The 25,953-nt window shown below is 68.4% G+C and carries 26 protein-coding genes and 1 pseudogene; 9 read left to right on the forward strand and 18 right to left on the reverse strand.

Features of this window, described 5'->3' with window-relative positions; genetic code table 11:
• Positions 1-137 precede the first annotated feature (137 nt).
• Positions 138-581, forward strand: coding sequence for a protein-tyrosine phosphatase family protein (locus GO592_RS16295; RefSeq protein ID WP_007296954.1), 444 nt, complete (start codon positions 138-140; stop codon positions 579-581).
• 85 nt (positions 582-666) lie between these two features.
• Here the strand turns inward: GO592_RS16295 and GO592_RS16300 are convergent, their stop codons facing one another.
• The 3 genes from GO592_RS16300 to GO592_RS16310 all read right to left on the reverse strand — a co-directional run bounded on the left by GO592_RS16300 (position 667) and on the right by GO592_RS16310 (position 4,607).
• Positions 667-2,940, reverse strand: coding sequence for a polyribonucleotide nucleotidyltransferase (locus tag GO592_RS16300; protein ID WP_007296953.1), 2,274 nt, complete (start codon positions 2,938-2,940; stop codon positions 667-669).
• Between the two features lie 312 nt (positions 2,941-3,252).
• Positions 3,253-3,522 (reverse strand): 30S ribosomal protein S15, encoded by a 270-nt coding sequence (gene rpsO / locus GO592_RS16305; RefSeq protein ID WP_005240682.1) that lies wholly within the window; start codon positions 3,520-3,522, stop codon positions 3,253-3,255.
• Positions 3,523-3,632: 110 nt separating this feature from the next.
• The gene (locus GO592_RS16310) at positions 3,633-4,607 is read right to left on the reverse strand and encodes a bifunctional riboflavin kinase/FAD synthetase (RefSeq protein ID WP_037205628.1); all 975 of its coding nucleotides are present in this window, start codon (positions 4,605-4,607) and stop codon (positions 3,633-3,635) included.
• 176 nt (positions 4,608-4,783) lie between these two features.
• Between GO592_RS16310 and GO592_RS16315 the strand changes: the two genes are divergently transcribed.
• Positions 4,784-5,497 carry a metal-dependent transcriptional regulator gene (locus GO592_RS16315; RefSeq protein ID WP_005261420.1) on the forward strand — a complete coding sequence of 238 codons (714 nt, stop codon included), beginning with the start codon at positions 4,784-4,786 and terminating at the stop codon, positions 5,495-5,497.
• Positions 5,498-5,501: 4 nt separating this feature from the next.
• On the opposite strand, the gene truB is transcribed toward GO592_RS16315, so the two are convergent.
• The 11 genes from truB to rimP all read right to left on the reverse strand — a co-directional run bounded on the left by truB (position 5,502) and on the right by rimP (position 16,554).
• Positions 5,502-6,419 carry a tRNA pseudouridine(55) synthase TruB gene (truB, locus tag GO592_RS16320; RefSeq protein WP_007296951.1) on the reverse strand — a complete coding sequence of 306 codons (918 nt, stop codon included), beginning with the start codon at positions 6,417-6,419 and terminating at the stop codon, positions 5,502-5,504.
• Positions 6,420-6,481: 62 nt separating this feature from the next.
• The gene (npt, locus tag GO592_RS16325; protein WP_007296950.1) at positions 6,482-7,165 is read right to left on the reverse strand and encodes a 4'-phosphopantetheinyl transferase Npt; all 684 of its coding nucleotides are present in this window, start codon (positions 7,163-7,165) and stop codon (positions 6,482-6,484) included.
• Positions 7,162-8,091: a metallophosphoesterase family protein gene (locus GO592_RS16330; protein ID WP_025432371.1), complete on the reverse strand. Its 930-nt coding sequence runs from the start codon at positions 8,089-8,091 to the stop codon at positions 7,162-7,164. Before GO592_RS16330 ends, npt begins: the two co-directional genes overlap by 4 nt.
• 1 nt (position 8,092) lies before the next feature.
• Entirely contained in the window at positions 8,093-9,481 is a 1,389-nt protein-coding gene (locus tag GO592_RS16335; protein ID WP_007296948.1) for an MATE family efflux transporter, read from the reverse strand.
• 12 nt (positions 9,482-9,493) lie between these two features.
• Positions 9,494-10,495: a DHH family phosphoesterase gene (locus GO592_RS16340; RefSeq protein WP_005261415.1), complete on the reverse strand. Its 1,002-nt coding sequence runs from the start codon at positions 10,493-10,495 to the stop codon at positions 9,494-9,496.
• An 11-nt stretch (positions 10,496-10,506) separates the two neighbouring features.
• Positions 10,507-10,995 carry a 30S ribosome-binding factor RbfA gene (gene rbfA / locus GO592_RS16345; protein ID WP_005261414.1) on the reverse strand — a complete coding sequence of 163 codons (489 nt, stop codon included), beginning with the start codon at positions 10,993-10,995 and terminating at the stop codon, positions 10,507-10,509.
• A 114-nt stretch (positions 10,996-11,109) separates the two neighbouring features.
• Positions 11,110-11,400 carry a DUF503 domain-containing protein gene (locus GO592_RS16350; protein WP_005240674.1) on the reverse strand — a complete coding sequence of 97 codons (291 nt, stop codon included), beginning with the start codon at positions 11,398-11,400 and terminating at the stop codon, positions 11,110-11,112.
• 101 nt (positions 11,401-11,501) lie between these two features.
• The gene (gene infB, locus GO592_RS16355; protein WP_082324901.1) at positions 11,502-14,450 is read right to left on the reverse strand and encodes a translation initiation factor IF-2; all 2,949 of its coding nucleotides are present in this window, start codon (positions 14,448-14,450) and stop codon (positions 11,502-11,504) included.
• A 105-nt stretch (positions 14,451-14,555) separates the two neighbouring features.
• Positions 14,556-14,909: a YlxR family protein gene (locus tag GO592_RS16360; RefSeq protein WP_005240671.1), complete on the reverse strand. Its 354-nt coding sequence runs from the start codon at positions 14,907-14,909 to the stop codon at positions 14,556-14,558.
• A 44-nt stretch (positions 14,910-14,953) separates the two neighbouring features.
• Positions 14,954-15,985 (reverse strand): transcription termination factor NusA, encoded by a 1,032-nt coding sequence (gene nusA, locus GO592_RS16365; RefSeq protein WP_005240670.1) that lies wholly within the window; start codon positions 15,983-15,985, stop codon positions 14,954-14,956.
• Positions 15,982-16,554 (reverse strand): ribosome maturation factor RimP, encoded by a 573-nt coding sequence (gene rimP / locus GO592_RS16370; protein ID WP_005240669.1) that lies wholly within the window; start codon positions 16,552-16,554, stop codon positions 15,982-15,984. Before rimP ends, nusA begins: the two co-directional genes overlap by 4 nt.
• A 197-nt stretch (positions 16,555-16,751) precedes the next feature.
• On the opposite strand from rimP, the gene GO592_RS16375 reads away from it, so the two are divergent.
• From GO592_RS16375 to GO592_RS16390, 4 genes are all read left to right on the forward strand, one after another.
• Positions 16,752-17,279, forward strand: a complete 528-nt coding sequence (locus GO592_RS16375) for a hypothetical protein (protein WP_007296946.1) — start codon at positions 16,752-16,754, stop codon at positions 17,277-17,279.
• Entirely contained in the window at positions 17,276-17,719 is a 444-nt protein-coding gene (locus tag GO592_RS16380) for a ferritin-like domain-containing protein (RefSeq protein WP_007296945.1), read from the forward strand. The genes GO592_RS16375 and GO592_RS16380 overlap by 4 nt, the downstream gene beginning before the upstream one ends.
• 101 nt (positions 17,720-17,820) lie before the next feature.
• A complete protein-coding gene (locus tag GO592_RS16385) occupies positions 17,821-18,306 on the forward strand; it encodes a nuclear transport factor 2 family protein (protein WP_007296944.1) in 486 nt (161 codons plus the stop codon).
• The gene (locus GO592_RS16390) at positions 18,303-19,130 is read left to right on the forward strand and encodes an SDR family NAD(P)-dependent oxidoreductase (RefSeq protein WP_007296943.1); all 828 of its coding nucleotides are present in this window, start codon (positions 18,303-18,305) and stop codon (positions 19,128-19,130) included. Before GO592_RS16385 ends, GO592_RS16390 begins: the two co-directional genes overlap by 4 nt.
• A gap of 118 nt (positions 19,131-19,248) precedes the next feature.
• On the opposite strand, the gene GO592_RS16395 is transcribed toward GO592_RS16390, so the two are convergent.
• Positions 19,249-19,881, reverse strand: a complete 633-nt coding sequence (locus tag GO592_RS16395) for an ABC transporter permease subunit (protein ID WP_007296942.1) — start codon at positions 19,879-19,881, stop codon at positions 19,249-19,251.
• Positions 19,878-21,118, reverse strand: a pseudogene (locus tag GO592_RS16400) (RNA-guided endonuclease InsQ/TnpB family protein). The gene GO592_RS16395 and the pseudogene GO592_RS16400 overlap by 4 nt, the downstream one beginning before the upstream one ends.
• A gap of 140 nt (positions 21,119-21,258) precedes the next feature.
• Here GO592_RS16400 and GO592_RS16405 point away from each other — a divergent pair.
• Positions 21,259-21,456 (forward strand): hypothetical protein, encoded by a 198-nt coding sequence (locus GO592_RS16405; protein WP_157234208.1) that lies wholly within the window; start codon positions 21,259-21,261, stop codon positions 21,454-21,456.
• Between the two features lie 676 nt (positions 21,457-22,132).
• On the opposite strand, the gene GO592_RS16410 is transcribed toward GO592_RS16405, so the two are convergent.
• Entirely contained in the window at positions 22,133-23,578 is a 1,446-nt protein-coding gene (locus GO592_RS16410) for a DHA2 family efflux MFS transporter permease subunit (protein ID WP_007296940.1), read from the reverse strand.
• Positions 23,579-23,680: 102 nt separating this feature from the next.
• Here GO592_RS16410 and GO592_RS16415 point away from each other — a divergent pair, with 102 nt between their 5' ends.
• Together GO592_RS16415 and GO592_RS16420 are read left to right on the forward strand one after the other, a co-directional pair.
• A complete protein-coding gene (locus GO592_RS16415; RefSeq protein WP_007296939.1) occupies positions 23,681-24,307 on the forward strand; it encodes a TetR/AcrR family transcriptional regulator in 627 nt (208 codons plus the stop codon).
• Positions 24,308-24,337: 30 nt separating this feature from the next.
• Positions 24,338-24,985, forward strand: coding sequence for an FHA domain-containing protein (locus GO592_RS16420; RefSeq protein WP_043943784.1), 648 nt, complete (start codon positions 24,338-24,340; stop codon positions 24,983-24,985).
• Here GO592_RS16420 and GO592_RS16425 read toward each other — a convergent pair whose 3' ends face one another.
• Positions 24,986-25,948, reverse strand: a complete 963-nt coding sequence (locus tag GO592_RS16425; protein WP_007296938.1) for an alpha/beta fold hydrolase — start codon at positions 25,946-25,948, stop codon at positions 24,986-24,988. It abuts the gene before it with no gap.
• Positions 25,949-25,953: the final 5 nt, after the last annotated feature.

Raw genomic sequence — 25,953 nt, forward strand, 5'->3', positions numbered from 1 at the left:
GTGTGCGTCGGGACGGGAGTTGCGTGCCTCGGGATACCCGCAGGACGTCGCAATCGCCGCCGAGGTGGACCGGAGCACCGCAGTCCCGGTCCTCGAAGATCGGGTCTTCCGAACGGCTTCGCAATAAAGTGGGCGCCATGTTCGATACCTGGGACGCCGACGCGCCTGGAGTCCTCCGCCTGCCGTCCGGGCGCCTGGTCCGCGGCCGGGGGCTGAGGCGACCGCTCCCCGAGGGTCCCCTCCCCGATTTCGCCGTATACCTGCTGGGGCGAACGCCGCCGCCGGTGCAGTGGGACTCGCGGTGGGTCCGCTGGCCCGATTTCGCGTTGCCGCGGGACCGCGACGACACCCTCGATGCGCTCGGTGAGGTGTGGCGCCGCGCCGCGACGGAGCGGGTGGAGGTGGCGTGCGGGGGCGGTCACGGCCGGACGGGCACAGCCCTCGCCTGCATTGCCGTGCTCGACGGGATCCCGGCGCGGGACGCCGTCGCGTACGTCCGGCAGCACTACCACCGTCACGCGGTCGAGACACCGTGGCAGCGTCGGTATGTCGGACGGTTCACCGCGGCACCGACCTCCTGACACGCGCACCGGCACCGGACAGGAAGACGCCGACGGCCCCGCACGAGATCCGTGCGGGGCCGCCGGCGTGATGACCGGGAGAAGACTACTTCTCGGCAGCCGCCTCTTCGCTCTGCTCGGCCGGAGCCGCGGCGCCGTCGTCTTCGACGGGGATCAGCGAGATCTTGCCACGGTTGTCGATGTCGGCGATCTCGACACGCAACTTCGAGCCGACGCTCACGACGTCCTCGACCTTGGCAATGCGCTTACCGCTGCCCAGCTTCGAGATGTGCACCAATCCGTCGCGGCCGGGGAGGAGCGACACGAACGCACCGAAGGCGGTGGTCTTGACGACCGTGCCCAGGAAGCGCTCGCCGACCTTCGGCAGCTGCGGGTTGGCAATGGCGTTGATCATGTCGATCGCGGCCTGCGCGGACGGGCCGTCCGTCGCACCGACGAACACGGTGCCGTCATCTTCGATGGAGATGTTGGCGCCGGTCTGCTCGGTGATGGAGTTGATCATCTTGCCCTTGGGACCGATGACCTCACCGATCTTGTCGACCGGGACCTTGATGGCCGTGACGCGCGGGGCGAACGGGCTCATCTCGTCGGGGGTGTCGATGGCCTCGGCCATGACCTCGAGGATCGTCGCACGCGCGTCCTTGGCCTGCGACAACGCGCCGGCGAGGACCTTCGACGGGATGCCGTCGAGCTTCGTGTCGAGCTGCAGGGCCGTGACGAAGTCCTTCGTGCCCGCGACCTTGAAGTCCATGTCGCCGAACGCGTCCTCGGCACCGAGGATGTCGGTGAGCGCGACGTAACGGGTCTCACCGTCGACCTGGTCGGAGACGAGGCCCATGGCGATACCGGCGACCGGAGCCTTCAGCGGCACACCGGCGTTGAGCAGTGCGAGCGTCGACGCGCACACGGAGCCCATCGAGGTGGAGCCGTTGGAGCTGAGAGCTTCCGAGACCTGGCGGATGGCGTACGGGAATTCCTCGACGCTGGGCAGCACGGGCATGAGTGCCCGCTCCGCCAGCGCGCCGTGACCGATCTCGCGGCGCTTCGGCGAACCGACGCGTCCCGTCTCACCGGTGGAGTACGGCGGGAAGTTGTAGTGGTGCATGTACCGCTTGGTCGTCTCGGGTCCGAGCGAATCGACCTGCTGCGCCATCTTCACCATGTCGAGGGTGGTGACACCCAGGATCTGGGTCTCGCCGCGCTCGAACAGAGCGGAACCGTGTGCACGCGGAACGATGGCAACCTCGGCCGACAGCGAACGGATGTCCGTGATGCCACGGCCGTCGATGCGGAACTGGTCGCGCAGAATGCGCTGACGGACCAGCTTCTTCGTCAACGAGCGGAACGCCGCGCCCAGTTCCTTCTCGCGACCCTCGAAATTCGGGGCAACCTGCTCGAGGACCTCGACCTTGACCTCGTCGGTCTTGTCGTCGCGCTCCTGCTTGCCCGCGATGGTCAGTGCCGCGCTGAGCTTCTCCGCAGCGGCGGCCTCGACGGCTGCGAACACGTCGTCCTGGTACGCCGGGAAGACGGGGAAGTCACCGGTCGGCTTGGACGCCTTGGCCGCGAGCTGCTGCTGCGCGGTGCAGAGGCGGGCGATGAACGGCTTGGCGGCCTCGAGGCCCTCGGCCACGATCGCCTCGGTGGGAGCCTGTGCGCCACCGTCGATCAGGGAGATCACGTTGTCGGTGGCCTCGGCCTCGACCATCATGATCGCGACGTCGGCGTCGTCACCGCTACCGGAGACGATGCGGCCCGCGACGACCATGTCGAAGACGGCGTTCTCGAGCTGCTCGACGGTGGGGAATGCAACCCACTGGCCGGCCTTGTTCTCGTCCGACGTGATGAGCGCGACGCGCACACCGCCGACGGGTCCGGAGAACGGCAGTCCCGCGATCTGGGTGGAGGCGGACGCGGCGTTGATCGCGACCACGTCGTACAGGTCCTGCGGGTTCAGGCTCATCACCGTGACGACGACCTGGATCTCGTTGCGCAGACCGTCGACGAACGACGGGCGCAGCGGGCGGTCGATCAGGCGGCAGGTCAGGATCGCGTCCGTGGAGGGACGGCCCTCACGACGGAAGAACGAGCCGGGGATACGGCCCGCCGCGTACATGCGCTCCTCGACGTCCACCGTCAGCGGGAAGAAGTCGAAGTGCTCCTTGGGGTGCTTGCTGGCGCTCGTCGCGGACAGCAGCATCGTCTCGTCGTCCAGGTAGGCGACGACGGCGCCGGCGGCCTGCTGCGCGAGGCGACCGGTCTCGAAACGAATGGTGCGGGTTCCGAAGGACCCGTTGTCGATCACGGCGGTGGATTCGAACACGCCCTCATCGACCTCTACTGCGGAATTCTCTGTCATCTCTTCTTTTCACTTCCCTCTCGTCTTCGCCGTACCCGCGGGGGCGTTCTCACCCTCCTGGCGAGAACTGCGCACCTGAGGGACATCCCCCTCTCGAGTTCTCGGGATGTCGCTGTGCGGAGGCGGCCGTCGATCGAAGTCCCCCGGACCGTGTCCGGAAGACCACTACCGAAGACCGACACCACATTCTCGGGTGCATACGGTAGTGCTGCCCTCGGCAGCTAACGCCGATAGCCAGCGAGGCCCAGTCTAAGCAAGGCCCGGCCGGCTACCGGAGTGATTTGCGATCGAAATGACCGCTGTGTGCGAAACTCAGCGACGCAGACCGAGACGCTCGATCAGCGAGCGGTAACGCTCGATGTCGACCTTCTGGACGTACTTGAGCAGACGACGACGGCGTCCGACCAGCAGCAGGAGGCCGCGGCGGGAGTGGTGGTCGTGCTTGTGCATCTTGAGGTGTTCGGTGAGATCGACGATGCGCTTGGTGAGCATGGCCACCTGCGCCTCCGGCGAACCGGTGTCGGTCTCGTGCAGGCCGTACTCGCTCAGAACCTGCTTCTTCTCTTCGGTGGTCAATGCCACTGGTTCACTCCTGGTGATGACGTTCGCGTGCAAGGATCGAAACTCGGCGCGGCCGCCGCGAACCGCAGCGCACGCCAGCGGTCTACTTTACCAGCTGAAATGGGACGGCTTTACCGCACGTCCTCCGACGCCGCCAGGATCGCACGCGCACGCTCGGCGTCCTTGCCCATCGCGACGATCAGGTCGTCGACCGAATCGAATTTTTCCATCCCGCGGAGGCGCTCCACCAGATCGACGGCCACGTGCTGGCCGTACAGGTCGGCTTCCCGGTCCAGGACGAAGGCCTCCACGGTGCGCGTCCGCCCGGAGAACGTGGGATTGGTGCCCACCGAGACGGCGGCCATGTACCGCTCGCCGGAGGTGACCGTGCCCAGGTCGACCCCGTGTCCGAGCACGGTGAACCAGGCGGCGTACACGCCGTCCGCGGGAATCGCGGCATACATGGGCGGCGCGACGTTCGCGGTCGGATAGCCGAGCTGCCGTCCACGCCCGTCGCCGTGGACGACGACACCCTCCACGCGGTGCGGGCGGCCGAGGGCCTCCGTCGCGGCGGCCATGTCGCCGGCGTCCACGCACGAACGGATGTAGGTGGACGAGAATGTGACCGCGTGCTCGGCGAGCAACGTCACACCGTCGACCGCGAACCCGAACCGCTCGCCGATCTGACGCAGCAGGTCGACGTTGCCCGCAGCCTTCTTGCCGAACGTGAAGTTCTCTCCGACGACGACATCCGCCACGTGCAGGCGCTCCACGAGGATCTCGTGGGCGTACCGCTCCGGCGTCAGCTTCATGAATTCGGCGGTGAACGGCATGACGCAGAACACGTCGATGCCCAGCTCCTCCGCGAGCTCCGCCCTGCGGGCGAGCGTCGTGAGCTGGGCGGGATGACTGCCCGGACGAACCACTTCCATCGGATGAGGATCGAAAGTCATGAGCACGCTGGGTATTCCACGCGTGCGGGCAGCCGCCACCGCTCGACTGATCAGTTGGGCGTGACCTCGGTGCACGCCATCGAATACGCCGATCGTGAGAACACAACGACCCCAGTCGGCAGGAACCTCGTCGAGACCACGCCATCTCAGCACGAGTGGCAGCCTACGGTGCCGCGCGCCGATGTTCATCTCCGGACCGGGTGTCCGGCCGCCCCGCGCGCCGGGGAAGCGCCACGACCTCGCGGTTCGCGGTCGCCCGGGCCGTCCCCCGGCGGCGGATCAGGTGTGTCGATGTGTCTCGCCGGTAAGACTTGCCTAAGCTCGTTGGCGTGGCCGTGAACAAGAATGACCAGAGCGTGACCGAGGATTCGACCTCCGAGACCGGGGCTCTCTCGGCAGTGGCGCAGGACTACCTCAAGGTCATCTGGACCGTTCAGGAGTGGTCGCAGGAGCGGGTGTCCACGAAATTGCTCTCCGAGAAGATCGGGGTGTCGGCGTCCACCGTGTCGGAGGCCATCCGGAAACTGTCCGACCAGGGTCTCGTCGATCACGCCCGGTACGGGTCGATCGCCCTCACCGAGGCGGGGCGCGTCGCCGCCGTCGGAATGGTCCGCAGGCACCGCCTCATCGAGACGTATCTGGTGCACGAACTGGGGTACGGCTGGGACGAGGTGCACGACGAGGCGGAGGTACTCGAACACGCCGTCTCGGATCTGATGATCTCCCGGATGGACGCCAAGCTCGGCCATCCCGAACGCGATCCGCACGGCGATCCGATTCCCGCGGTCGACGGCTCGGTGCCCACTCCCCCGGCACGACAGCTCAGCGACTTCGTCAACGGCGAGAGCGGGCGCATCGCCCGGATCTCGGACTCCGATCCGGCGATGCTGCGGTACTTCGACTCGGTCGGTGTGGCACTGGACGTCACGGTCACAGTGCTGGAGCGACGCGACTACGCCGGAACCGTGTCGATCCGGCTCGGCGCCCACGACGACTCCATAGAGCTCGGAAACCCCGCAGCCCAGGCCATCTGGCTGGTGTGAACCGCTATCTCAGGGTCGCGGGGCGGACCACCATCACCGAGCTGGCCCGCCGTCCACGTTCCTGGAGCAGCGCGATCGTGTGCCCGCTCGGATCGATGGCGGCGTAGACACCCTTGATTCCGATCGGCTCGAGCCACCGGCCCTGACTGATCGATTCGGCCTCGGCCGCGTCGATCTGCCGGTGCGGGAACGCGGTCTGCGCAGCGGCGTCGATGTCGAGGCTGACCCCCGGCTCCTCGGCAAGCTGCTCCAGCGTGCGCGCGTGCTCGAGCGTGAACGGTCCCACCCGGGTCCGTCGCAGCGAGGTGAGATGCCCGCCGACGCCGATCAGCGCGATCCCCAGATCACGCGCGAGCGCCCGGACATAGGTGCCGGAGGAACACTCCACCTCGACGTCGAGGTCGACGAACGTGCCCTCGGTTCGCCTCGCGACGACCTCGAACCGAGACACCGTGACCGACCGGGCAGCGAGTTCGAACTCCTCGCCCGCACGGATCAGTGCGTGCGCCCGCCGGCCGTCGACCTTGATGGCGCTGACGCTCGACGGGATCTGCTGGATGTCTCCGGTGAGGGTGTGCACCTGCGCGGCGATCTCCTCGTCCGTCACGCCGGACGCATCGGCCGACGCGACGACCTCGCCCTCGGCGTCGTCGGTGGTGGTGGCCTGACCCAGCCGGATCGTGGCCGTGTACGCCTTGGTGGTCAGCGCGAGGAGCCCCAGCAGCTTCGTCGCCCGCTCCACCCCGAGCACCAGCACCCCGGTGGCCATCGGGTCGAGAGTGCCCGCGTGCCCGACCTTCCGGGTGCCGAGCAGCTTCCGGCACCGGGCCACCACGTCGTGGCTGGTGACGCCCGCGTCCTTGTCGACGATGAGCAGTCCGGCGCCGACGAGACCGGAAGAAGGCTTTTCACGTGCAGACACGAGGCCCGATTCTGCCAGCCGTCGTCACCGCACCGAAATCAGTGCACCGCACAGTACCGAAATCACTGCACCGCAATGGCGGTGATGATCAGGCCGTCGGACACCATCCACCGTCCGTCGAACGACGCCAGGGGTGGACCGTCGACGGTCTCGCCCGAGATCAGGAGATCCGAATGGAACGTGCCCGTGCCGTCTCCGAACGCCTCGAACGTGATGTGCGCGTCCTCGAACCCGAGCCACCGGGCGGTGAGCGGGAACCACGCCTTGTACGTAGCCTCCTTGGCACAGAACAGCAGCCTGTCCCGGTGCACCGGACCGCCGGTGGCGGAGCGCCACTGCCCGGAGTCCGCCGTGCCCGACAGCCAGTCGCGTTCGGCGGGCAGGCTCACCGCGTCCAGCACACCGTCGGGCAGCGCCTCGTGCGGTTCGGCGTCGATCCCCACGGACCGCACCTGCATGGCGTAGCCGAGCACCGCGCCGCGGTAACCGTCGCAGTGGGTGAGGCTCCCGACCACGCCGCGCGGCCACACGGGGGAACCCTTGTCGCCCCGCAGAACAGGGGCCTGGTCCACGCCCAGCTTCGTCATCGCCAGGCGGGCGCAGTGCCGTGCGGTGGTGAATTCGCGGCGCCGCTTCTCCACGGCCCTGCCGATCAGCGCCTCCTCCTGCGGGTGCGGACGCAGGCCGGGCGGATCCTCGAACAGTTCCGACGACACCACTCCGGCAGGCAGAATTCTCTCGATCACAGGGCCCCCCTCGCCCGCATCTTCTCCACTTCGGCTTCCTGTTCGGGAGTGACCTTGAAGTGGCCACCCCACTTGTTCAGGGTTCCCGGCGGGTACTCCGGCACCGGGAGGATCTGCCGCAGGAGGCGGTCCGGGAGTCCCCGCCGCTGCCACTCCCGCGGGTAGCCCAGCGACACCTCTTCGAACCGCACCCCGTCGTAGTAGGTGGTCCGCGGAATGTGCAGATGCCCGTACACGGCGCAGACGGCGTTGTACCGGGTGTGCCAGTCCGCGGTCAGTTCGGTGCCGCACCACAAGGAGAACTCCGGGTACCACAGCACCTGCGTCGGTTGACGCACCAACGGGAAGTGGTTGATCAGGACGGTGCGGGTTCCGGCGGGCAGGGCGTCCAACCGGGCCTTCGTCGTCTCGACGCGGTTGCGACACCAGGCATCCCGGGTTCCGTACGGTTCACTCGACAGCAGGAACTCGTCCGTGGCCACCACGTTCTTCTCGCGCGCGATCGCGAGACCTTCCTCCTTGGTGGTGGCGCCGTCGGGGAGGAACGTGTAGTCGTACAGCAGGAACATCGGGACCAGGGTGATCGGGCCGTCCTCGGCCTCCCACACCGGGAACGGGTCCTCGGGGGTGATGACGCCGATCTCGCGGCACATGGTGACCAGGTAGTCGTAGCGGGCGGCGCCGTGGATCTGCACCGGATCCTTCGCCGTCGTCCACAGTTCGTGGTTGCCGGGCACCCAGATGACCTCGGCGAAACGACTGCGCAGGAGTTTCAGCGCCCACCGGATGTCGTCGGTCTTCTCCGAGACGTCGCCCGCGACGATCAGCCAGTCTTCGGGCGAGTCGGGATAGATGTCCTCGGTGATCGGGCGGTTGCCCCGGTGCCCCACATGGACGTCGCTCACCGCCATCAGCTTGGGTGCCACGTCAACCACCTTTCCGATCGTGTTCCGCCGCGGGATCGCTGTCCGATCCGTGCCGTGTCTGCAGGTCGGCCCCGACCACTGCCCAGCGGCCCGTTCCGACGCGCCACACGACCGCGAGCATCCGAAGAATTATGAACACCGTGAGTCCCGTCCAGATTCCCGCCAGGCCCCAGTCGTGCAGCATCGCCAGCCAGATCAGTGGCAGGAATCCGACCAACGCGCAGAACAGTGTGGCATTCCGGAGGAAGGCGACGTCGCCGGCACCGAGCAGTACCCCGTCGAGGGCGAACACCACTCCGGCGACCGGCATGATCGCGACGAAGAACCACCAGGCCACCGCCATCTCGTCGAGCACGGCCTGGTCGGAGGTGAACAGCTCGGGGATCACCCCGTGGCCGAGGGCGAAGATCAGGGCGAGCCCTGTCGCGAAGATCGTCGACCATCGGGTGATGCGCCACGACAGTCGCGTGGCGCCCTTGGCGTGTCCGGCGCCCAGCGCGGCACCGACCAGCGCCTGTGCGGCGATCGCCAGGGAGTCGAGGGTGAGGGCGACGAGGTTCCACAGCTGCAGCACCACCTGGTGGGCGGCGACCGCGGCGGCACCGAACCGGGACGCGACGGCGGCGGCCGACAGGAAGCACGCCTGGAAGGCCAGGCTCCGCAGGATCAGGTCCCGGCCGAGCACCATCTGGGCGCGCATGACGTGCCACCGCGGACGCAACGGCACCCGCTCGACCACCAGCGCTCCGATGAACAGGCTCGCGGAGACCGCCTGCCCGATCACGTTCGCGACCGCCGATCCCTCGAGTTCCAGCCGCGGCGCACCCCACAATCCGTGCACCAGAACCGGGCAAGCCACGGCCGACAGGACGAGACCGGCGATCACGAACCGCAGCGGTCGCACCGTGTTCTGCACACCACGCATCCACCCGTTGCCCGCCATCGCGACGAGGATCAGCGGGGCCCCGAACACCGCGATCCGCAGCCAGCTCTCGGCGGCCGCCGCGATGTCGGAGCCGCCCGCGATCGCCGACGTGACCGGCCGCGCGAACAAGTGGGCCAGCGCGATCACGAGCGCGCCGATCCCCAGCGCCAGCCACGTGGCCTGCACGCCCTCCCGGACCGCGCCGCGCTCGTCGCCGGCCCCGTGCATGCGGGACGCGCGCGCCGTCGTACCGTAGGACAGGAATGTCAGCTGCGTGCTGACCTGGGCGAGGATGAGACCGCCGACGGCGAGGCCCGCGAGCGCCAAAGCGCCCAGCCGACCGACGACGGCGATGTCGAAGAGCAGATAGATCGGTTCGGCAGCGAGGACGCCCAGCGCGGGCAACGCCAGCCCGAACACCGTCCGGGCGGTCGCGTTTCCCGTGACTTCCGAGACTTCAGCCAACGAATTCGGACCTCAGCCGAGCGATTCGACGAGCGAGGTCACGATCTCGTCCGCCGAGTTCTCGGCCGTGTAGCCGGCGGCGAACCGATGACCGCCGCCGCCGAGATATCCGGCGACGACCGACACGTCCACGTCGGACTTCGATCGCAGCGATACCGACCAGGTGCCGTCCACGGCCTCCTTGAGGACTGCGGCGACCTCGGCCTCGGACGTCGTCCGGACGATGTCGATGACGCTTTCGATCTCCTCCGAGCGGAGGTCTCCGACGTAGGCCTGCCGAATGACGGCGTAGACCAGTCCACGCCCTCCCGCTGCGTCGGGGACGAGGGTCGCCGACCCGAGCACCGAGGACAGCATGGGCAACCAGCCGAACGGGTGGGTGTCGAGCAGGCGCCGCGCGATGCGGGCCCCGTCGATTCCGGTGGCGAGCAGCCTCTCGGCGAGCGTGTGAGTGCCGGGCTGCACCCAGCGGAACGAACCGGTGTCGGTCACGAGTCCCGCATACAGGCAGTGCGCGAGGTCGGCGTCGATGTCCACACCCCACAGGTCGAACATCTGCGCCACGACCGCGGTCGTCGACTCCGCGGACTCGTCGATCAGGTTCATGCGACCGAAGCGGGTATTGGACCGGTGGTGGTCGATGACGAGGGTCTCCCCCGCGTGCGCGAGCCGGTCGGCGAGCTTCCCGAGCCGCCCGGCGCTGCCGCAGTCGACGGTCACGAGCAGATCGACGTTGCGGCGCACCTGATCCGCAGGCACCAGCAGGTGGGTGCCCGGCAGTTCACGCATCGACTCCGGCAGTTCGTCGGGCGCGCCGAACGCGACCTGCACCGGAATTCCCTTGCGCTCGAGCACCAACGCCAGGGCGAGCCCACTGCCGATCGTGTCGGCATCGGGTTGGACGTGACACAGAACCGTCACCGACGTCGCGTTCTCGAGAACAGCGACCGCCTGCGGCAGGAACACCTCGTGACGATCGAGATCAGACAGGGACGTCTCCTGAGTGTGGGTCATATCGGTTCGTATCAGTCCGCCTGGCGGGAACCGGAGGGCTCGTCGACGTCGGCGTCGTCCGCGTCCTCGGCTCGGGGCTCCTTGTACGGGTCGGGGTCGCCGGCCGGGGACGCACCGGCCGCGACACGCGCGACCTCGTCGTCGGCGGCGCGAGCGCGGGCGAGGAGTTCCTCCATGTGCCGTGCCGTGTCGGGGACCGTGTCCGCGACGAACGTGAGCGTCGGCGTGAACCGGACTCCGGTGCCTGCACCCACCTTCGAGCGCAGAACGCCCTTCGCCTTCTCGAGCCCTGCGGCTGCGGAGGCGAGGTCGGGTTCGGACTCGAGGTCGGCGCCCATCACGGTGTAGTACACGGTGGCGTCGTGGAGGTCGGCCGTCACCTTGGTATCGGTGATCGTGACGAACGCCAGGCGAGGGTCCTTGATTTCGTGGTCGATCGCTGTCGCGACGATCGTGCCGATGCGCTTGGCGAGTTTGCGTGCCCGGGCGGGATCCACCATGACAATCAGACTCCTCTCCCTGGCCGCTGGATAAGTTGTGAAGTTGCGTGTGTAGCTGTAGTTCATTCTGCACGCCGGGCCGCAGATGCGGCGGGGCGGGCAGGGCACTCCGAGTCAGTCCTCGGGGCCGAAAATCCTTCGCCGGACCGCAAGGAGTTGCAGTTCCGGCAGCTCGGCGACGTGCCGTTCGCACGTGTCGAGTACCTCGTGTACGTGATCGACCGCCGAACTCGCCATCGTGACGCCGAGCATCGACCGGCGATACCGATCCTGTTCTCCGGTCTCCGCCGCCGAGACGCCGTAGCGTCGCAGTTCCGCCAGAACCGGTTTGACCATTGCACGCTTCTCTTTCAGAGATCGCACGTCACCGAGCAAGATGTCGAGCTCGAGCGCACCGACGTACAAACTTTCCTCCTTCGGGGAGACGTGCGCTCCCCCGGCCGATCGAGTCGGCCGGAGAAGCGCACGCCGGATGACGCTGCTGCGTCACCCCAAACGGATGGCGACTAGTCGCGCGGCTTTTCCCGAAGCTCGTAGGCCTCGATGACGTCACCGACCTTGATGTCGGAGTAGGTGAGCGTCAAACCGCACTCGTAACCCTCGCGTACCTCGACAACGTCCTCCTTCTCCCGCTTCAGCGAGGAGATGGTGACGGTCTCGGCGACAACCGTGTTGTCACGCAGCAGCCGGGCCTTCGCATTGCGACGGATGGTACCCGAGGTGACGAGGCAACCGGCAATGTTGCCGACCTTGGACGAACGGAACATCGCGCGGATCTCCGCCTTGCCCAGCTCGACCTCTTCGTAGATCGGCTTGAGCATGCCCTTGAGAGCCTTCTCGACCTCGTCGATGGCCTGGTAGATCACCGAGTAGTACCGGATGTCGACGCCCTCGCGGTTCGCCAACTCGGTCGCCTTGCCCTCGGCGCGGACGTTGAACCCGATGATGATCGCGTTCGACGCAGCCGCCAGGTTGACGTTGGTCTCGGTGACGCCACCGACACCACGGTCGATGACCCGCAACTGCACCTCGTCGTCGATCTCGATGCCGTGCAGGGCCTCTTCCAAGGCCTCCACGGTTCCCGAGTTGTCGCCCTTGAGGATGAGGTTGAGCTGCGACGTCTCCTTGAGAGCCGAATCCAGGTCCTCGAGGCTGATGCGCTTGCGGCTCTTCGCGGCCAGTGCGTTGCGCTTACGCGCATTGCGCCGGTCGGCGATCTGACGGGCGATGCGGTCCTCGTCGACCACGAGCAGGTTGTCGCCTGCACCGGGGACCGACGTGAAGCCGACCACCTGGACGGGACGCGAAGGCAGGGCCTCGAGCACGTCGTCGCCGTGCTCGTCGACCATGCGGCGCACACGTCCGTATGCGTCGCCGGCCACGATCGAGTCGCCGACCCGCAGCGTTCCGCGCTGGATGAGCACGGTCGCGACGGGGCCGCGTCCGCGGTCGAGGTGCGCCTCGATGGCGACACCCTGAGCGTCCATGTCCGGGTTGGCCCGCAGGTCCAGGGCAGCGTCCGCCGTCAACAGCACGGCTTCGAGCAGTGCGTCGATGTTGGTGCCCTGCTTCGCCGAGATGTCGACGAACATGGTGTCTCCGCCGTATTCCTCGGCGACCAGTCCGTACTCGGTGAGCTGCTGCCGGATCTTGTCCGGGTTCGCGCCTTCCTTGTCGATCTTGTTCACCGCGACCACGATCGGCACGTCGGCCGCCTGGGCGTGGTTGATCGCTTCCACCGTCTGCGGCATGACGCCGTCGTCGGCGGCGACGACCAGGATCGCGAGGTCGGTGGCCTTGGCACCACGGGCACGCATGGCCGTGAAGGCCTCGTGACCGGGGGTGTCGATGAACGTCACGAGACGCTCGTTGCCGTCGAGTTCGGTCAGCACCTGGTAGGCACCGATGTGCTGAGTGATGCCGCCGGCCTCGCCCTCGCGGACGTTGGCCTTACGGATCGTGTCGAGCAGTCGGGTCTTACCGTGGTCGACGTGGCCCATGACGGTGACCACCGGCGGACGGGACTCGAGGTCCTCTTCGCCACCTTCGTCTTCGCCGTAGGTGAGGTCGAAGCTGTCGAGCAGCTCGCGGTCCTCGTCCTCCGGGCTGACGACCTGGACGACGTAGTTCATCTCGCCGCCGAGCAGTTCCAGCGTCTCGTCGTTGACCGACTGGGTCGCCGTCACCATCTCGCCGAGGTTGAACAGTGCCTGCACCAACGCTGCGGGGTTCGCGTCGATCTTCTCCGCGAAGTCCGACAGGGATGCACCGCGGGCGAGGCGAATGGTCTCGCCGTTGCCACGGGGCAACCGGACGCCGCCGACGGCGGGCGCCTGCATCGAATCGTATTCCTGGCGCTTCTGACGCTTCGACTTGCGACCACGACGCGGGGCACCACCGGGGCGACCGAACGCACCTGCTGCCGCACCGCGCTGACCGGGGCGTCCACCGCCACCGGGACGACCGCGGAAACCACCTGCGGGTGCTCCGCCACCGGGCGCACCTGCACCGGCACCGGGAGCTCCGCCACCGCGGTATCCACCGCCGCCGCCACCGGGACGACCGCCGGGGGCTCCGCCGGGACGGCCGGGACGACCGCCGGGAGCGGGACGTGCCGAACGAGCGGGCATCGCGCCCGGGTTCGGGCGAGGAGGCATCGAGCCGGGGCTGGGACGGGGTCCGCCCTGACCGGGAGCCGGACGGGGACCGCCCTGACCCGGTGCCGGACGAGGTCCACCCTGACCGGGAGCCGGACGGGGACCGCCCTGACCGGGAGCCGGACGAGGTCCACCCTGACCGGGAGCCGGACGGGGTGCACCCGGACGCGGTGCGCCGGGAGCCGGGCGGGGCGCCGGACGCTCGGCGGGAGCCGAGGAGTACGGGTTGTTACCGACACGCGGGGGCTTCGGGCCGGGACGGGGTCCGCCGGGCTTGGCGCCCGTGGACGGAGCCGCGGGGGCACTGGCAGCCGGGGCTGCGGGTGCGGCCGGAGCCGGGGCTGCGGGTGCGGCCGGAGCCGGGGCAGCCGGGGTGGGGCGGCCGGGCTTGGGAGCGTTGGTCGCCGGTGCAGCCGGGAGGGCTGCGCTTGCTGCGGGTGCGGCCGGAGCCGGGGCCTGCGCCTCGGGGGTGGCCGCAGGGGCTGCCGCTACGGGTGCGGCCGGAGCCGGAGCCGGAGCCGGGGCTGCCGGCTTCGGGCCGGGACGGGGACCGCCCGGCTTTGCTGCGGTCGCCGGGGTGCTCGGCGCGGGCGCGCCGGGCTTCGCAGCCGGACGGGCTGCGGAATCGGCGGACTTCGCCGACGGGAAGGATTCCCGCAGACGCCTGGCGACGGGCGCCTCCACCGTGGAGGACGCCGACTTCACGAACTCGCCCTGCTCCTTGAGCGTTGCGAGTAGTTCTTTACTTGTGACACCGAGTTCTTTAGCCAACTCGTGCACGCGGGCCTTGCCTGCCACTGCTCTCCTCACTGATGAGGTCGAGCAGGAGGCTCCCCTGAGAGGGGCCCGCACGACCTCGGGTTATCTCCGATGGACGATCATCGCTGGTGCTTCACGGTGTGCTCATGAGTGCTTGTGCCTGTTCTGTTCGAGAGGTACTGCTCTGGGTGGGTGCCCTGCTCGTACCCAGTGGTCGACTTCTGACGCGTCAACACTTCCGGACACTCGCAACGCTCTGCCGAATGCTCGGCGTCGTTCCGCGAGACTCAGGCAAGCCTCGGCGGGGTGCAGCCACGCACCTCGACCGGGAAGCCTGCGCCTCGGGTCCGGGGCGAGAACATGACCTTGCGGCCCGCTCTCACTAACCACAACCCTGAGCAGATCGACAGCCAGCGCGCGCTCCCTACATCCTATGCATGTTCGCACCGGTGAACCGGTAGGAACGCGCGCGGAATCGGGATGCTCATGCTGAACCATTGACCACTGTACCGCCGACTCGCCCCGATCTCCGCATTCCCGGCTCAACGACTGGTCGCGGCGGGTCCGCCTGCCGACTCGGGGGCGGGTGCGGCGTCACTGCGGATGTCGATCCGCCACCCGGTCAAGCGCGCAGCAAGACGGGCATTTTGCCCTTCCTTGCCGATGGCGAGCGACAGCTGGAAGTCGGGGACGACGACACGCGCGGCGCGCGCCTCGGGATCCACGACAGTGACGGAGACCACTTTCGACGGTGACAGCGCGTTGCCGACGAACCGGGCCGGGTCCTCGTCGAAGTCGATGATGTCGATCTTCTCGCCGGCGAGTTCGCTCATCACGTTGCGCACCCGCTGGCCCATCGGCCCGATACACGCACCCTTGGCGTTCAGTCCCTGCACCCGCGACTGGACGGCGATCTTCGACCGGTGCCCGGCCTCCCGGGCGACGGCGATGATCTCGACCGAACCGTCCGCGATTTCCGGAACCTCGAGCGCGAACAGCTTGCGGACGAGGTTCGGGTGAGTGCGCGACAGCGTGATCTGCGGTCCGCGCTGTCCACGGGCCACACCGACGACGTAGCACTTGAGCCGCTCGCCGTGCTCGTAGTTCTCGCCGGGCACCTGCTCGGCGGGCGGGATCAGACCCTCGGCGCCGCTGGCCTCGCTGCCGATCCGCACCACGACCATGCCGCGCGAGTTCGCGCGGGTGTCGCGCTGGATCACGCCGCCGACGATCTCACCCTCGTGGGTGGCGTACTCACCGAAGCTCCGCTCGTGCTCGGCGTCGCGCAGCCGCTGGAGGATGACCTGGCGGGCGGTGGTCGCGGCGATCCGGCCGAAGCCTTCCGGGGTGTCGTCCCATTCCTCGCCGACCATGTTGCCGTCGGCGTCGACGTCGTGCGCCATCACCCGCACGATGCCGCTCTTGGTGTCGACGTCGATCCGTGCGTGCTGCTGATGCCCCTCGGTGTGCCGGTAGGCGGTGAGCAACGCGGTCTGAATGGTCGAGATGACGGTCTCGATCGAGATGCCCTTGTCGGCCTCGATGGCGCGCAACGCCGCAATGTCGATATTCACTTGTCCAACCCCTCTACTACTTCTTCATCTTCCGACGCGTCTGCGTCCGCGGGTGCCACACGACCCTCGGGAATCCCGCCCGCGAGTTCCAGCTCTCTCGGGTCGGGTTTCGAGAATTCCACCTGCACAACAGCTTTCTGAATGTCCGGGAGCGCGACGCGCCGAACCTCCGGGCCCGTGCGCGAGCCGATCACCACCGCGACCGAGTCGCCGTCGAGGACGCCGATCCGACCCACGACGGTTTCGTTGGCGAGGTCGATACGCGCCTTGCGGCCGCGGGCCCGGCGCCAGTGCCGCTCGTGCGTGAGCGGCCGGTCGATACCGGGAGACGTGACCTCGAGTGTGTACGGCGATTCCCCGAAATCGGACACCGAATCGAAGACCTCGGAGATCTCGTGGCTCAGGTTCGCAACCGCGTCGAGTTCGAGTCCGGCGTCGCTGTCCACCATGATCCGGACTGCGCTGTGCCGACCCGCGAGGGTGACCGCAACGCCCTCCAAGTCGTAGCCCTGGCGTTGCACCAGATCGGAGATGAGCTCCGTCACCCTCTCCTTGGATGGAACCGGCATCGGGGAAGCTCCTCGTTTCAGTTGTCGCTCGTCGTATGTCGTGGTCTGGCAGGTCATCGTGCCGCGCACGCAGCACCGCGAACCCGCCGGGACGGGTTCGAGCATCTAAGAGTAACGCCGATTCGAGGCGCCCGTGACCAGCCCCGGTGCTCGATTCCCGGGATCGCGGCCCGACCTGGCACCATGGACCGGTGCTCATGCCCACCGTCTCCCGGCCCCCGACATCCGGTCCGGCCGTGTCCCGGCGCACCGCTCTCCGGTTCGCAGCAGCCTCGGCCTTCGGCGTCGCGAGCGTCCCCCTGCTGGCGGGGTGCGCCGACGACGCGGACTCCGACACCGAGGTCGATTCACTCGTCGCGCAGTCGCGTCTGGCTCGTCGCGACGCCGCCGGTGCGGCGGCCACGATCGCGCTGCTGCCGGATCGCGGCGCGGCACTCGAACTCGTCCGCGCCCAGCGCACCGCGCACGCCGACGCGTTGGATGCCGAAATCGCCAGGGCTGCAGGAACTTACCCTGACGGCACCGCACCGACCACGTCCGCTCCCCCGTCGCCGACTCCGACCGCACCGGCGCCGCCGCCCGGTCTCGATCAATTGCGCGCCGACCTGGCCGAGTCGCAGCGCAGCGCAGCCGATTCGGCGCGCGCGCTGACCGCCCACCGGGCGGGGCTGTGCGCGTCGATCAGCGCCGCGTGCGGAACGTACCTGGCGGTGGTGCTGCCGTGACGACACCCACGGAAGCCGAGGGGAAGAGCCTCGCCGACGCGCTGACCGCCGAACATTCCGCGGTGTTCGCCTACGGAGTGGTCGCCGCCTTCTCGAATCCCACCCGGGCCACCCAGGTGGCCACCGCCGCCGCAGCCCACCGGGCTCGCCGGGACGGACTCCTGGACACGCTGACCGCGGCAGGACTGACGGCCCCGGCCGCCGAGGCGGGCTACACCCTGCCCTTCCCGGTCACCGACCCGATCACGGCCGCGCAGCTGGCGGCCCAGGTCGAGACCGACACCGCCGTCGCGTGGCGGGCGGTCGTCGAACACGGCGAAACGGAGGACACCCGCACGCTCGGCGTCACCGCGCTGACCGAGGCGGCCGTCCGGGAAGCCTCCTGGCGCGTGGCTCTCGGGACCGATCCGGTGACCGACCCGTTCCCCGGCCAGCCCTGACGACGCGCAGGTTCCCGCCCACCGGGATTCTGCACCCACCCGGCGCGTTCCCGGCCTAGCGTCTCTCCCGACACGGTGAACGGCAACGGGAGGACGGCGGCGTGGACGAACGCTCGGTGGAGCAGCGTCTGGCGGACCTGGAGCGGATCGACGCGATCAAGGCGCTCAAGTACCGCTACTGGCGAGCGTGCGACGGCAAGGATCCGGACGCGTTCCGTGCCTGCTTCGTCTCGTCCGGTGCGTCGATAGACTTCGGCCCGCTCGGCCGGTTCGACGACGCCGACCGGCTCACGGACATCTTCCGCAGGATCGCGCTCCACGAAGTGGACGGCAAGCACGTGATCCTTGACATGCACCACGGCTTCCATCCGGACATCGTGCTGCACAGCGACACCGAGGCGTCGGGCGCGTGGACGCTGAAGTTCCGCCAGGTCGATCTGCTGAAGCGGACGGAGACCGTGTCCTCCGGCGAGTACGACGACGCCTACCGTCTCGAGGACGGCGGCTGGCGAATGTCGCGATGCCACTTCACCACTCGATGGTCGATCACCCGTCCGCTCACCCAGGACACGGTGGTGGTCCAGTGAGCGCCGGGGTAGCTCTGGTCACCGGTGGGAGCCGCGGCGTCGGCAAGGGCGTGGCGACGGCGCTGGGCGCCGCCGGGTGGACCGTCTACGTCACGGGGCGCGGCCCGGTGACGGAGGGCGGCCCGCTGTCGGCGTCGGCGCGAAGGGTCACCGGCGCCGGTGGGACCGGCATCGCGGTGGCCTGCGATCACCGCGACGACGAGGACGTGCACTGCCTGTTCGCCCGAATCTCGGACGAGCAGGCCGGCCGACTCGACCTGCTGGTCAACAACGTGTGGGCGGCCCCCAAGGGATTCGGCGGGTTCAGCACCCCGTTCTGGGAGCGCCCACTGGACGACTGGGACTCGCTGATCGGCGTCGGACTGCGCGCCCATTACGTCGCGTCCGTGGAGGCTGCGCGGTTGATGGTGCCCCGCCGCTCCGGGTTGATCGCGAACATCTCGTCGTTCGGGACCCGCGGGCATCTGCACTCGGTGCTGTACGGCATGTCCAAGGCCGGGCTGGACAAGATGGCCAGCGACATGGCGGCGGAGCTGGCTCCGCACGACGTGCGTGCGGTCTCGCTGTGGCCGGGCATCGTCCGGACGGAGATGATCGTCGCCAGCGGCCTCGAGACCATCGCCGGGTTCCCCGTCGCGGACGCCGAGTCCCCCGAGTTCATCGGCGAGGTGATCTGCGCCCTGCACTCGGACCCGACCCTCCCACAGCGCAGCGGCCACACCTTCGTCACGGCGGAGCTGGCCGTCGAATACGGCATCACCGACACACAGGGCCGGACCCCGCCGTCACACCGCGAACCGTTCGGCGGCGGCCCCCTGTTCTGAGCCGCTACCTCGCGCGGTCAGTTCACGTCGCGCCGGCGGACGAGCCAGACCGTTCCCAGCGCGAACGCGGCGACGTACCCGGCCAGGAATAGCACCGACGTGCCGCCGTCGAGGATGTTCAGGACGCCGGGGTGGTGTCACCGCCGAAGTCGCGGAGCGATCCGGCGAGCGAGCCCGCGGCGGTGCCGGGCAGGAAGTCCGTCACCACCGACACGGGGTCGAGGACGGCCGCGACCCCGCGGAGGAGGTTTTCGACCACCAGCACCCACACGAGTCCGAGACCGACCGACAATGCCGGCCCCCGTGCGAGAGCGCCGACGAGGACACCGGCGGCGGTCCACATCCCGAGGATGAGCACCCCGGAGGCGAGCGCCTTCAGCATCGCCTCCGCGGCAGGAAGACTCGCCGACTCCGATTCGACCACGGCGATGACCGAGGCCACCTCCAGATCGACGGCCGCCACCGTGAGAACGAGTCCGATCACCACGGTCAGCAGAGCGAGCAGGGTTCCGGTGAGCGCGGCCGATCGTGGAGGTCCCTGGGTGAACACGGTCTTCCACGTCCCCCACCCGTAGCCGCTGCCGATGGTGAGGGCGCCGAGGATGAGCATCAGCGCGCCCCCGAACATGGCCATGCCCTGGGTGAACACCTGGGGCAGCGCCGAGGGCAGCATCTGCGCGAGCAGCACGTCCGGGGGTGCGGACGACGCCATGTCGGTGGTGCCGCCGGTCGTGAAAGTGATGTAGATCAACTACTCGGCCCTGAAGGGCCGGGTTTGCTGCTCACGTTCCCACTGGCTGCGGGAGGGGTGGCTGCTATGGGCGCGGTTGATCGGGCGGCCCTGTACGTGCGATGTCCGAGTGCGGCGATGTTGCGGGCCGCATTGTGGTCGGCGTGACCGGTCCACTGGCAGTGTCGACATCGGAACGTTGCTTGCGAGACCCGGTTCGCTTTGTCGCAGTACCCGCACTGTGAGCAGGTTCGCGAGGTGTTCCGGGGGTCGACGACAGCGACGGGCACCCCAGACCTCTCAGCCTTGTAGGTGATCTGCGCTCGCAGCTGAGCGTATGCCCAGGAGTGGAGTTGGGTCCGCTGCTGCCGGGCTAGCCGTACCCGGTCGCGGATACCCGACAGATCTTCCACCGCAATCCCACGACCGGTGCGTTGCGCCTTGGCAACAATAATCTTCGACAGTTGATGGTTGATATCGGTGGCGAACCGCTGTTCCTTTCGTCACGGCGCCTTCAATTTCCGTTTCGCCGATTTCGTGCCGACCCGCTGCAAACTCGCGCGCATCGCGGCGTTCTTCGTCCTGCGCGCCGTCACCGCCCCGGCGGACCACCGCACGTCGAGGGTGGCCGGATCGTCGTCGGTGGTGACGGCGAGGTTCACGATCCCCAGATCCACACCCGACCAGCCTTCGGCGGTGTCCGGCGGCGGGGCCGGTTCCGGTGACGGTTCGTCGACGGTGGCATACAGGTAGAAGTGCCCGTCGCGGTAGACGAGGTCCGTTTCCCCCTACGGGCGGCGAGGAGTGTGCGTTGCTACGGCGCACACACGAACCGCACACCCCGCATCCGCCCAGCCGTGGTCCAGATCGACACGGTCGATACGTCCATTTGCCACAACAGGCACCTGTCGTCGAACGGTTGGGCAGCATAGGGCCGGAATGCGACCGCGGTACCGGCCACTGCCGTATACCGGGTCGGCCCCGGCCGACCGCAGTTTCCGTGGGTCAGGGTCGCCTGCCGGGTGGCGTACGCGTCGGCAACTTTCCGCAGAACATTCAACGCCGGCTGCGCCGACAGCCCCCGCGTCTTCACCATCGGATACAGCGCGACCTGCAACGCCCGCCGCGACCGCAGTCCCCTCGACTGAGCCACCCCGGCAACCTCGTTGGCAACCTCATTGCACAACACCAATGTCGACTCCAGCGCCGCAAACTGATCAGCAGTGGGTACGAGCTTGACCACCACAATCCGTTTCACCTCGCACCCACCGCCTCCCCTAGCCGACCACTTCTGTTCGCCCGCAAGCACATCGACGGCCGACCCGCCGCGAGCGACGCACACGGCGCCGGCTTCCCGTCACGGTCTTGCTCGTCGTGCTGGCCGTCACGATGCTTTACGTGACCCGGGGTTACAGGTACGGTCCGGTGTTCCTCTCGCTCGTGGTCGCGCTTCTCTGCACCATGACTGCCGGGTCCCGATGGCGCACCTACCCGGTCCTTGCGATCGGCTACGTCCGGATCGTCTTCGCCGTGCCGGCTGCGCAGTCTGCCGAGTCGCCGTCGCTGTGCGTCCTCACGGGTATCGCGGCTGGCTGATGCTCCCTCCCCGCCGCCGCGATCATCCGGCAGCTGCGCGGGACACTCGACGCCCGCCGGCAACGTGCCGAGGCGGCGGAATGCAGCGCCCTGGACGAGCAGTGTCGATGCGCCAGCAGGGAGCGCCTCGCGATCGCCCGCAAACTGCACGATGTTCTCGCACACAGCCTCTAACTGATCACGTGCAGGCCTCGGTCTCACTCGAGCTGTGGGACAGCAGACCCGAAAGGTCCCAGGAAGAGCTGTCCACGATCAAGTTCGCGAGCCGCGACGCGATCGGCAACGTCCACGCGCTGTTGTCGTCACTGCGGGTTTCGGCGAGGACAGCCCGTCGATCGCGCCCACCGCACGGATCGGTGACCTGGACGGTGTGGTCGAATGCACCCGTGTCGCGGGTCTAGCGGTGACGAAGCCCTTCGGCCGATCGGCCGATTCGGCTCACCGAGTCGCTGATCGGCTTCGGCGAACAAACCGCCCTGGTACTCGCGGTCGAGTATGGGCGTGACCAAGCTCGTCGGGGCGGTGACGTCGGATTTCCGGCGTGGGACACCCGCCAGGTCGCGCAGGTGCGGCGAGCACGCCGTTCCCGGCGAACTCTCCGAATGCGTTCCTCCCTGCCCTGGAACTGATGCGGGCCCGGACCTCACGGTCCGGGCCCGCCCGCATTCCGGCAGGGTCACGTCGACGCCAGGACCGCCTTCGATCGTCCCGGCATGAGGGCGGCGGCGACGACCGCGACCGCCACGAATCCGGCTCCCACGTACAGGGCGGGCGCGAGGGCGTCGATGTATCCCGTCGGCGTCAGACTGCCGCCCGCACCGAGGAACACCGCGGTCAGGAGCGCGATCCCCAGCGCGACGCCGATCTCACGGAGCGTTGCGTTGGTCGAACTGGCCGTGCCGTGGTCGGCGTCGGGCATGTCGGCGAGGACGGCGGTCGCGTTGGGGGCGAACGTCAAACCCATCCCTGCGCCCGCCATCACGAACGCCGGAATCATGCTGCCGTACGTGGCGCCGGGGACGATGAGCGACGCCATCCAGAGCAGCGACAACCCCTGCAGGACCAGTCCGGTGACGAGGAGGGTCCGGACTCCCAGCCGCGGCGCGAGCAGGCCTGCGATCGGCGCCACCAGCATGGGTGCGGCCGTCCACGGCAAGGTCCGCAGGCCGGCTTCGAACGGCGAGTACCCCATGACGATCTGGAGGTACTGCGACAGGAGGAAGACGGCGCCCATCATTCCCAGCGTGAACGTCAGCCCGATCACGTTGGCCAGGGAGAACTGCCGGGACCGGAACAGCCGCAGCGGCATCACGGGGAAGGGGGTGCGCAACTCGCGCACCACGAACGCCGCGAGCAGCACCGCCGATGCGACGAGAGCACCGAGCACCGTGGCGCTGGTCCAGCCGTCGTCGTTGCCGTGCACGATGCCCCAGACTCCGAGGAACACGGCGGCTCCGGCCAGGACGACGCCGAGCGGATCCAGCGGCTGCCGCTTTCCCTTCGACTCGCCGAGCGCATAGAGCGCCAACGGGATCGCGACCGCTGCGACGGGGACGTTGATCCAGAACACGGCTTGCCAGGACACCCCGTCGACGACGGCGCCGCCGACCACGGGGCCGAGGGCAACGCCCAGTCCGGAGACGCCGCCCCAGATCCCGATGGCGAGCGCGCGTTTGGCGAGCGGCACGGCACCGGCGAGGAGGGTGAGGGAGAGCGGCATGATCGCTGCCGCGCCGACGCCCTGGACGGCGCGCGCGGCGATCAGCATCTCGGAGGTGGTCGACAGGGCCGACGCGATCGACGCCAGCGCGAAGAGCACTATGCCCCACAGAAATACACGGCGACGGCCGAGGCGGTCGCCCAGCGCGGACAGCGTCAGCATCAACGTCGCGAAGGCGAGCGTGTAGGCGTTCATGAACCACTGCAACTGCCCCACCGACGCGCCGAGGTCGCGCTGGATCACCGGGAGGGCGCTGGTCATCACCAGATTGTCGAGTGTGGCCATGAACATCGGTATCGAGGCGGCGACGATCGCCAGCCATACCGGCACCCGCCGGCCGCGGCCCCACCCGGGGGGAGGCGCCGCCGATTCGTGTTCCAGGCGTTCGGAGAGTGTCGTCATGACGGGTCCTCGCATCCGGGTCGTGAGCACGGGAAGAAGAAGTTGTAAGCATCAGATGATTACTTATTTCGAAGACTAGTAATCGACTGATAACATGTCAACATGGCATCGCCCGTGAAACAGACCCGCATGAGCGCGACCGAACGTCGCGAACTCGTACTGGCCGCAGCCTCCCGCGCGTTCGCCAGGGACGGCTATCACGGCACCAGCACCGACGCCGTCGCACGCGAGGCCGGGGTGTCCCAGCCCTACGTGGTGCGCATGTTCGGTTCGAAGTCCCGGCTGTTCGCCGACGTCTTCGACCGCGCGATGCGTCGGATCATGGACACCTTCGAGCCGTACTTCGACGATGTCGCCGCAGACCCGGAGAACGACGAGTCGTGGCTCCCGATGGGCATCGCGTACACCGAACTGCTCGAGGACCGTGACCTCCTGCTCGTGATGATGCACGGCTTCACGTCCGGCGCGAACCCGGAGATCGGCGCGCTGGCCCGCAACTGGATGTCCCGGCTCTACACGCAGATCCGAACGCGCACCGGGTGCTGCCCCGAACAGGCCCGCACCTTCATCGCCAACGGAATGCTGCTCAACACCCTGCTCGCCATGCAGGTACCCGAGCACGCCGGGCAGGATCCGGCGCTCGAGGAGCTCGCCGTGTGCGCGTTCGGCAACGCCCTGGACGCCGCGGGCTCCGAGAACGCATCCGAGATCGGCGATTTCCGCTCTTGATCTTGCTCATCGGACACACGGCGGGGCACGATGGAAGCGTGCGGAAGGGGCGTCGCCGTGGACCGAGCCGTTGAGTCTCGACTGAGCTATTCCGACCGGGAGGGTCACCACCACACCGTGGACCTCTCCCCCGCTTCCGCGCGCGTCACGATCGGACGGTCGCCCGGTTCCGATCTGCTCCTCACCGAGGACGACGAGGTCTCGCGGCTCCATGCCGTCCTCGAATGCGTCGGCTCGCACTGGACCATCCTCGACGACGGGCTCTCCCGCAACGGCACGTTCGTCAACGGCGAACGGCTGGCGGGGCGCCGACGGCTCCGCCAGGGCGACAGCATCCGCATCGGCGGGACGAAGATCCGGTACCTGGAATTCGGCGGTTCTCTCGACGAGGCCACCCGGATGGGAACCGACATGCCCGAGGTCCGGTCCCTCACCGACACCCAGCGCGCGGTCCTCACGGCGCTGTGCCGGCCGTACAAGCACGGCGCCGCATTCGCGAATCCCGCGTCGAATCAGCAGATCGCCCAGGAACTGTTCCTCAGCGTCGACGCGATCAAGACTCACCTCCGGGCGTTGTTCGCGAAATTCGGCGTCGGCGATCTCCCGCAGAATCAGAAGCGGGTCAGCCTGGCCGAGCGGGCCATGCGCAGCGGCATCATCAACGAGCGCGATCTCTGATCAGCCGACGGCCATCAGTTCGCGGTCGAAAGCGGCGGTCTCACCGTGCGCGACGCGCTCGACGAGGCCGATGATCGCGAGGGCGACGTCGGCGGCGCGCTCGAGGATTACCGAGTGCCCGGCTCCGTCGACGCTCACGAGTTCCGAAGCGGGGAGCTTCGAGGCCATGGCGACCGAATGCTGGAACGGGGTGAGCATGTCCACCGAGCCGCACAGGATCAGCGACGGAATGTGAGCGAGTGCGGCCAGGGAGTGCCGCTCGTCGAACCCGAGCAGGGATTCGAGGAAACTCGACATGGTGACGACGGACGTCGTGTTGACCATGGCCGAGACCAGAGCGGCAAGCCTCGGATCGACGGCCCGATTGCGGGCGCTCGCCGCGCGGGCAATCGCCGTGCAGACGGTGCGTCCCACTCGCTTCGATCCGTGCACGACCCGGGGTGCCCGGCGCACCGCGGTGCGGAACAGCGACACCGCGGGGCTACGCAGGTGACGACCGAGACCGGCCTCGGCGAGATCGAACGCCGCAGTGGAGATCAGGGCCATGCCGACGATCCGCGAACCGATCGTGTGCGGGTTCTGCCGCGTGTACGACAGCGCGGTCATCCCGCCCATCGAGTGCCCGATGAGGACGACCGGACCATGCGGTGCGACGGCGTCGAGCACGGAGCCGAGGTCGCGGCCGAGCTGATCGATCGTGTAGGTGGCGGCCGGCGCCTCCCCCGACTCTCCGTGTCCGCGGTGATCGTAGAAGACCATACGAACATCGTTGCGCCAGAAACGAACCAGCTGTTCACGCAGTGCCCACCAGGATTCGGTGCGCAGGCAGTGACCGTGAACGAACACCACGGTGGTGGCTGCGTCGGGCGAACCGAACTCGCGAACCGCCAGCGCGATCCCGTCGTCGGTCCGAACCGTGAGGCGACGGCCCTCGTGCTCGTGTGCAACCGGGGTGTTCGTCATGATGG

Source organism: Rhodococcus sp. 21391 (assembly GCF_016772255.1).
GTDB classification, from domain to species: domain Bacteria; phylum Actinomycetota; class Actinomycetes; order Mycobacteriales; family Mycobacteriaceae; genus Rhodococcus_F; species Rhodococcus_F opacus.

Excerpts from the sequence above, each read along its gene's own strand:
- GO592_RS16295 (WP_007296954.1), top strand. The coding sequence starts at position 138 with ATGTTCGATACCTGGGACGCCGACGCGCCTGGAGTCCTCCGCCTGCCG.
- GO592_RS16300 (WP_007296953.1), bottom strand. The coding sequence starts at position 2,940 with ATGACAGAGAATTCCGCAGTAGAGGTCGATGAGGGCGTGTTCGAATCC.
- GO592_RS16340 (WP_005261415.1), bottom strand. The coding sequence starts at position 10,495 with ATGACCCACACTCAGGAGACGTCCCTGTCTGATCTCGATCGTCACGAG.
- rbfA (WP_005261414.1), bottom strand. The coding sequence starts at position 10,995 with ATGGTGGATCCCGCCCGGGCACGCAAACTCGCCAAGCGCATCGGCACG.
- GO592_RS16360 (WP_005240671.1), bottom strand. The coding sequence starts at position 14,909 with ATGGTTCAGCATGAGCATCCCGATTCCGCGCGCGTTCCTACCGGTTCA.
- rimP (WP_005240669.1), bottom strand. The coding sequence starts at position 16,554 with ATGCCGGTTCCATCCAAGGAGAGGGTGACGGAGCTCATCTCCGATCTG.
- GO592_RS16375 (WP_007296946.1), top strand. The coding sequence starts at position 16,752 with ATGCCCACCGTCTCCCGGCCCCCGACATCCGGTCCGGCCGTGTCCCGG.
- GO592_RS16410 (WP_007296940.1), bottom strand. The coding sequence starts at position 23,578 with ATGACGACACTCTCCGAACGCCTGGAACACGAATCGGCGGCGCCTCCC.
- GO592_RS16415 (WP_007296939.1), top strand. The coding sequence starts at position 23,681 with ATGGCATCGCCCGTGAAACAGACCCGCATGAGCGCGACCGAACGTCGC.
- GO592_RS16420 (WP_043943784.1), top strand. The coding sequence starts at position 24,338 with ATGGAAGCGTGCGGAAGGGGCGTCGCCGTGGACCGAGCCGTTGAGTCT.
- GO592_RS16425 (WP_007296938.1), bottom strand. The coding sequence starts at position 25,948 with ATGACGAACACCCCGGTTGCACACGAGCACGAGGGCCGTCGCCTCACG.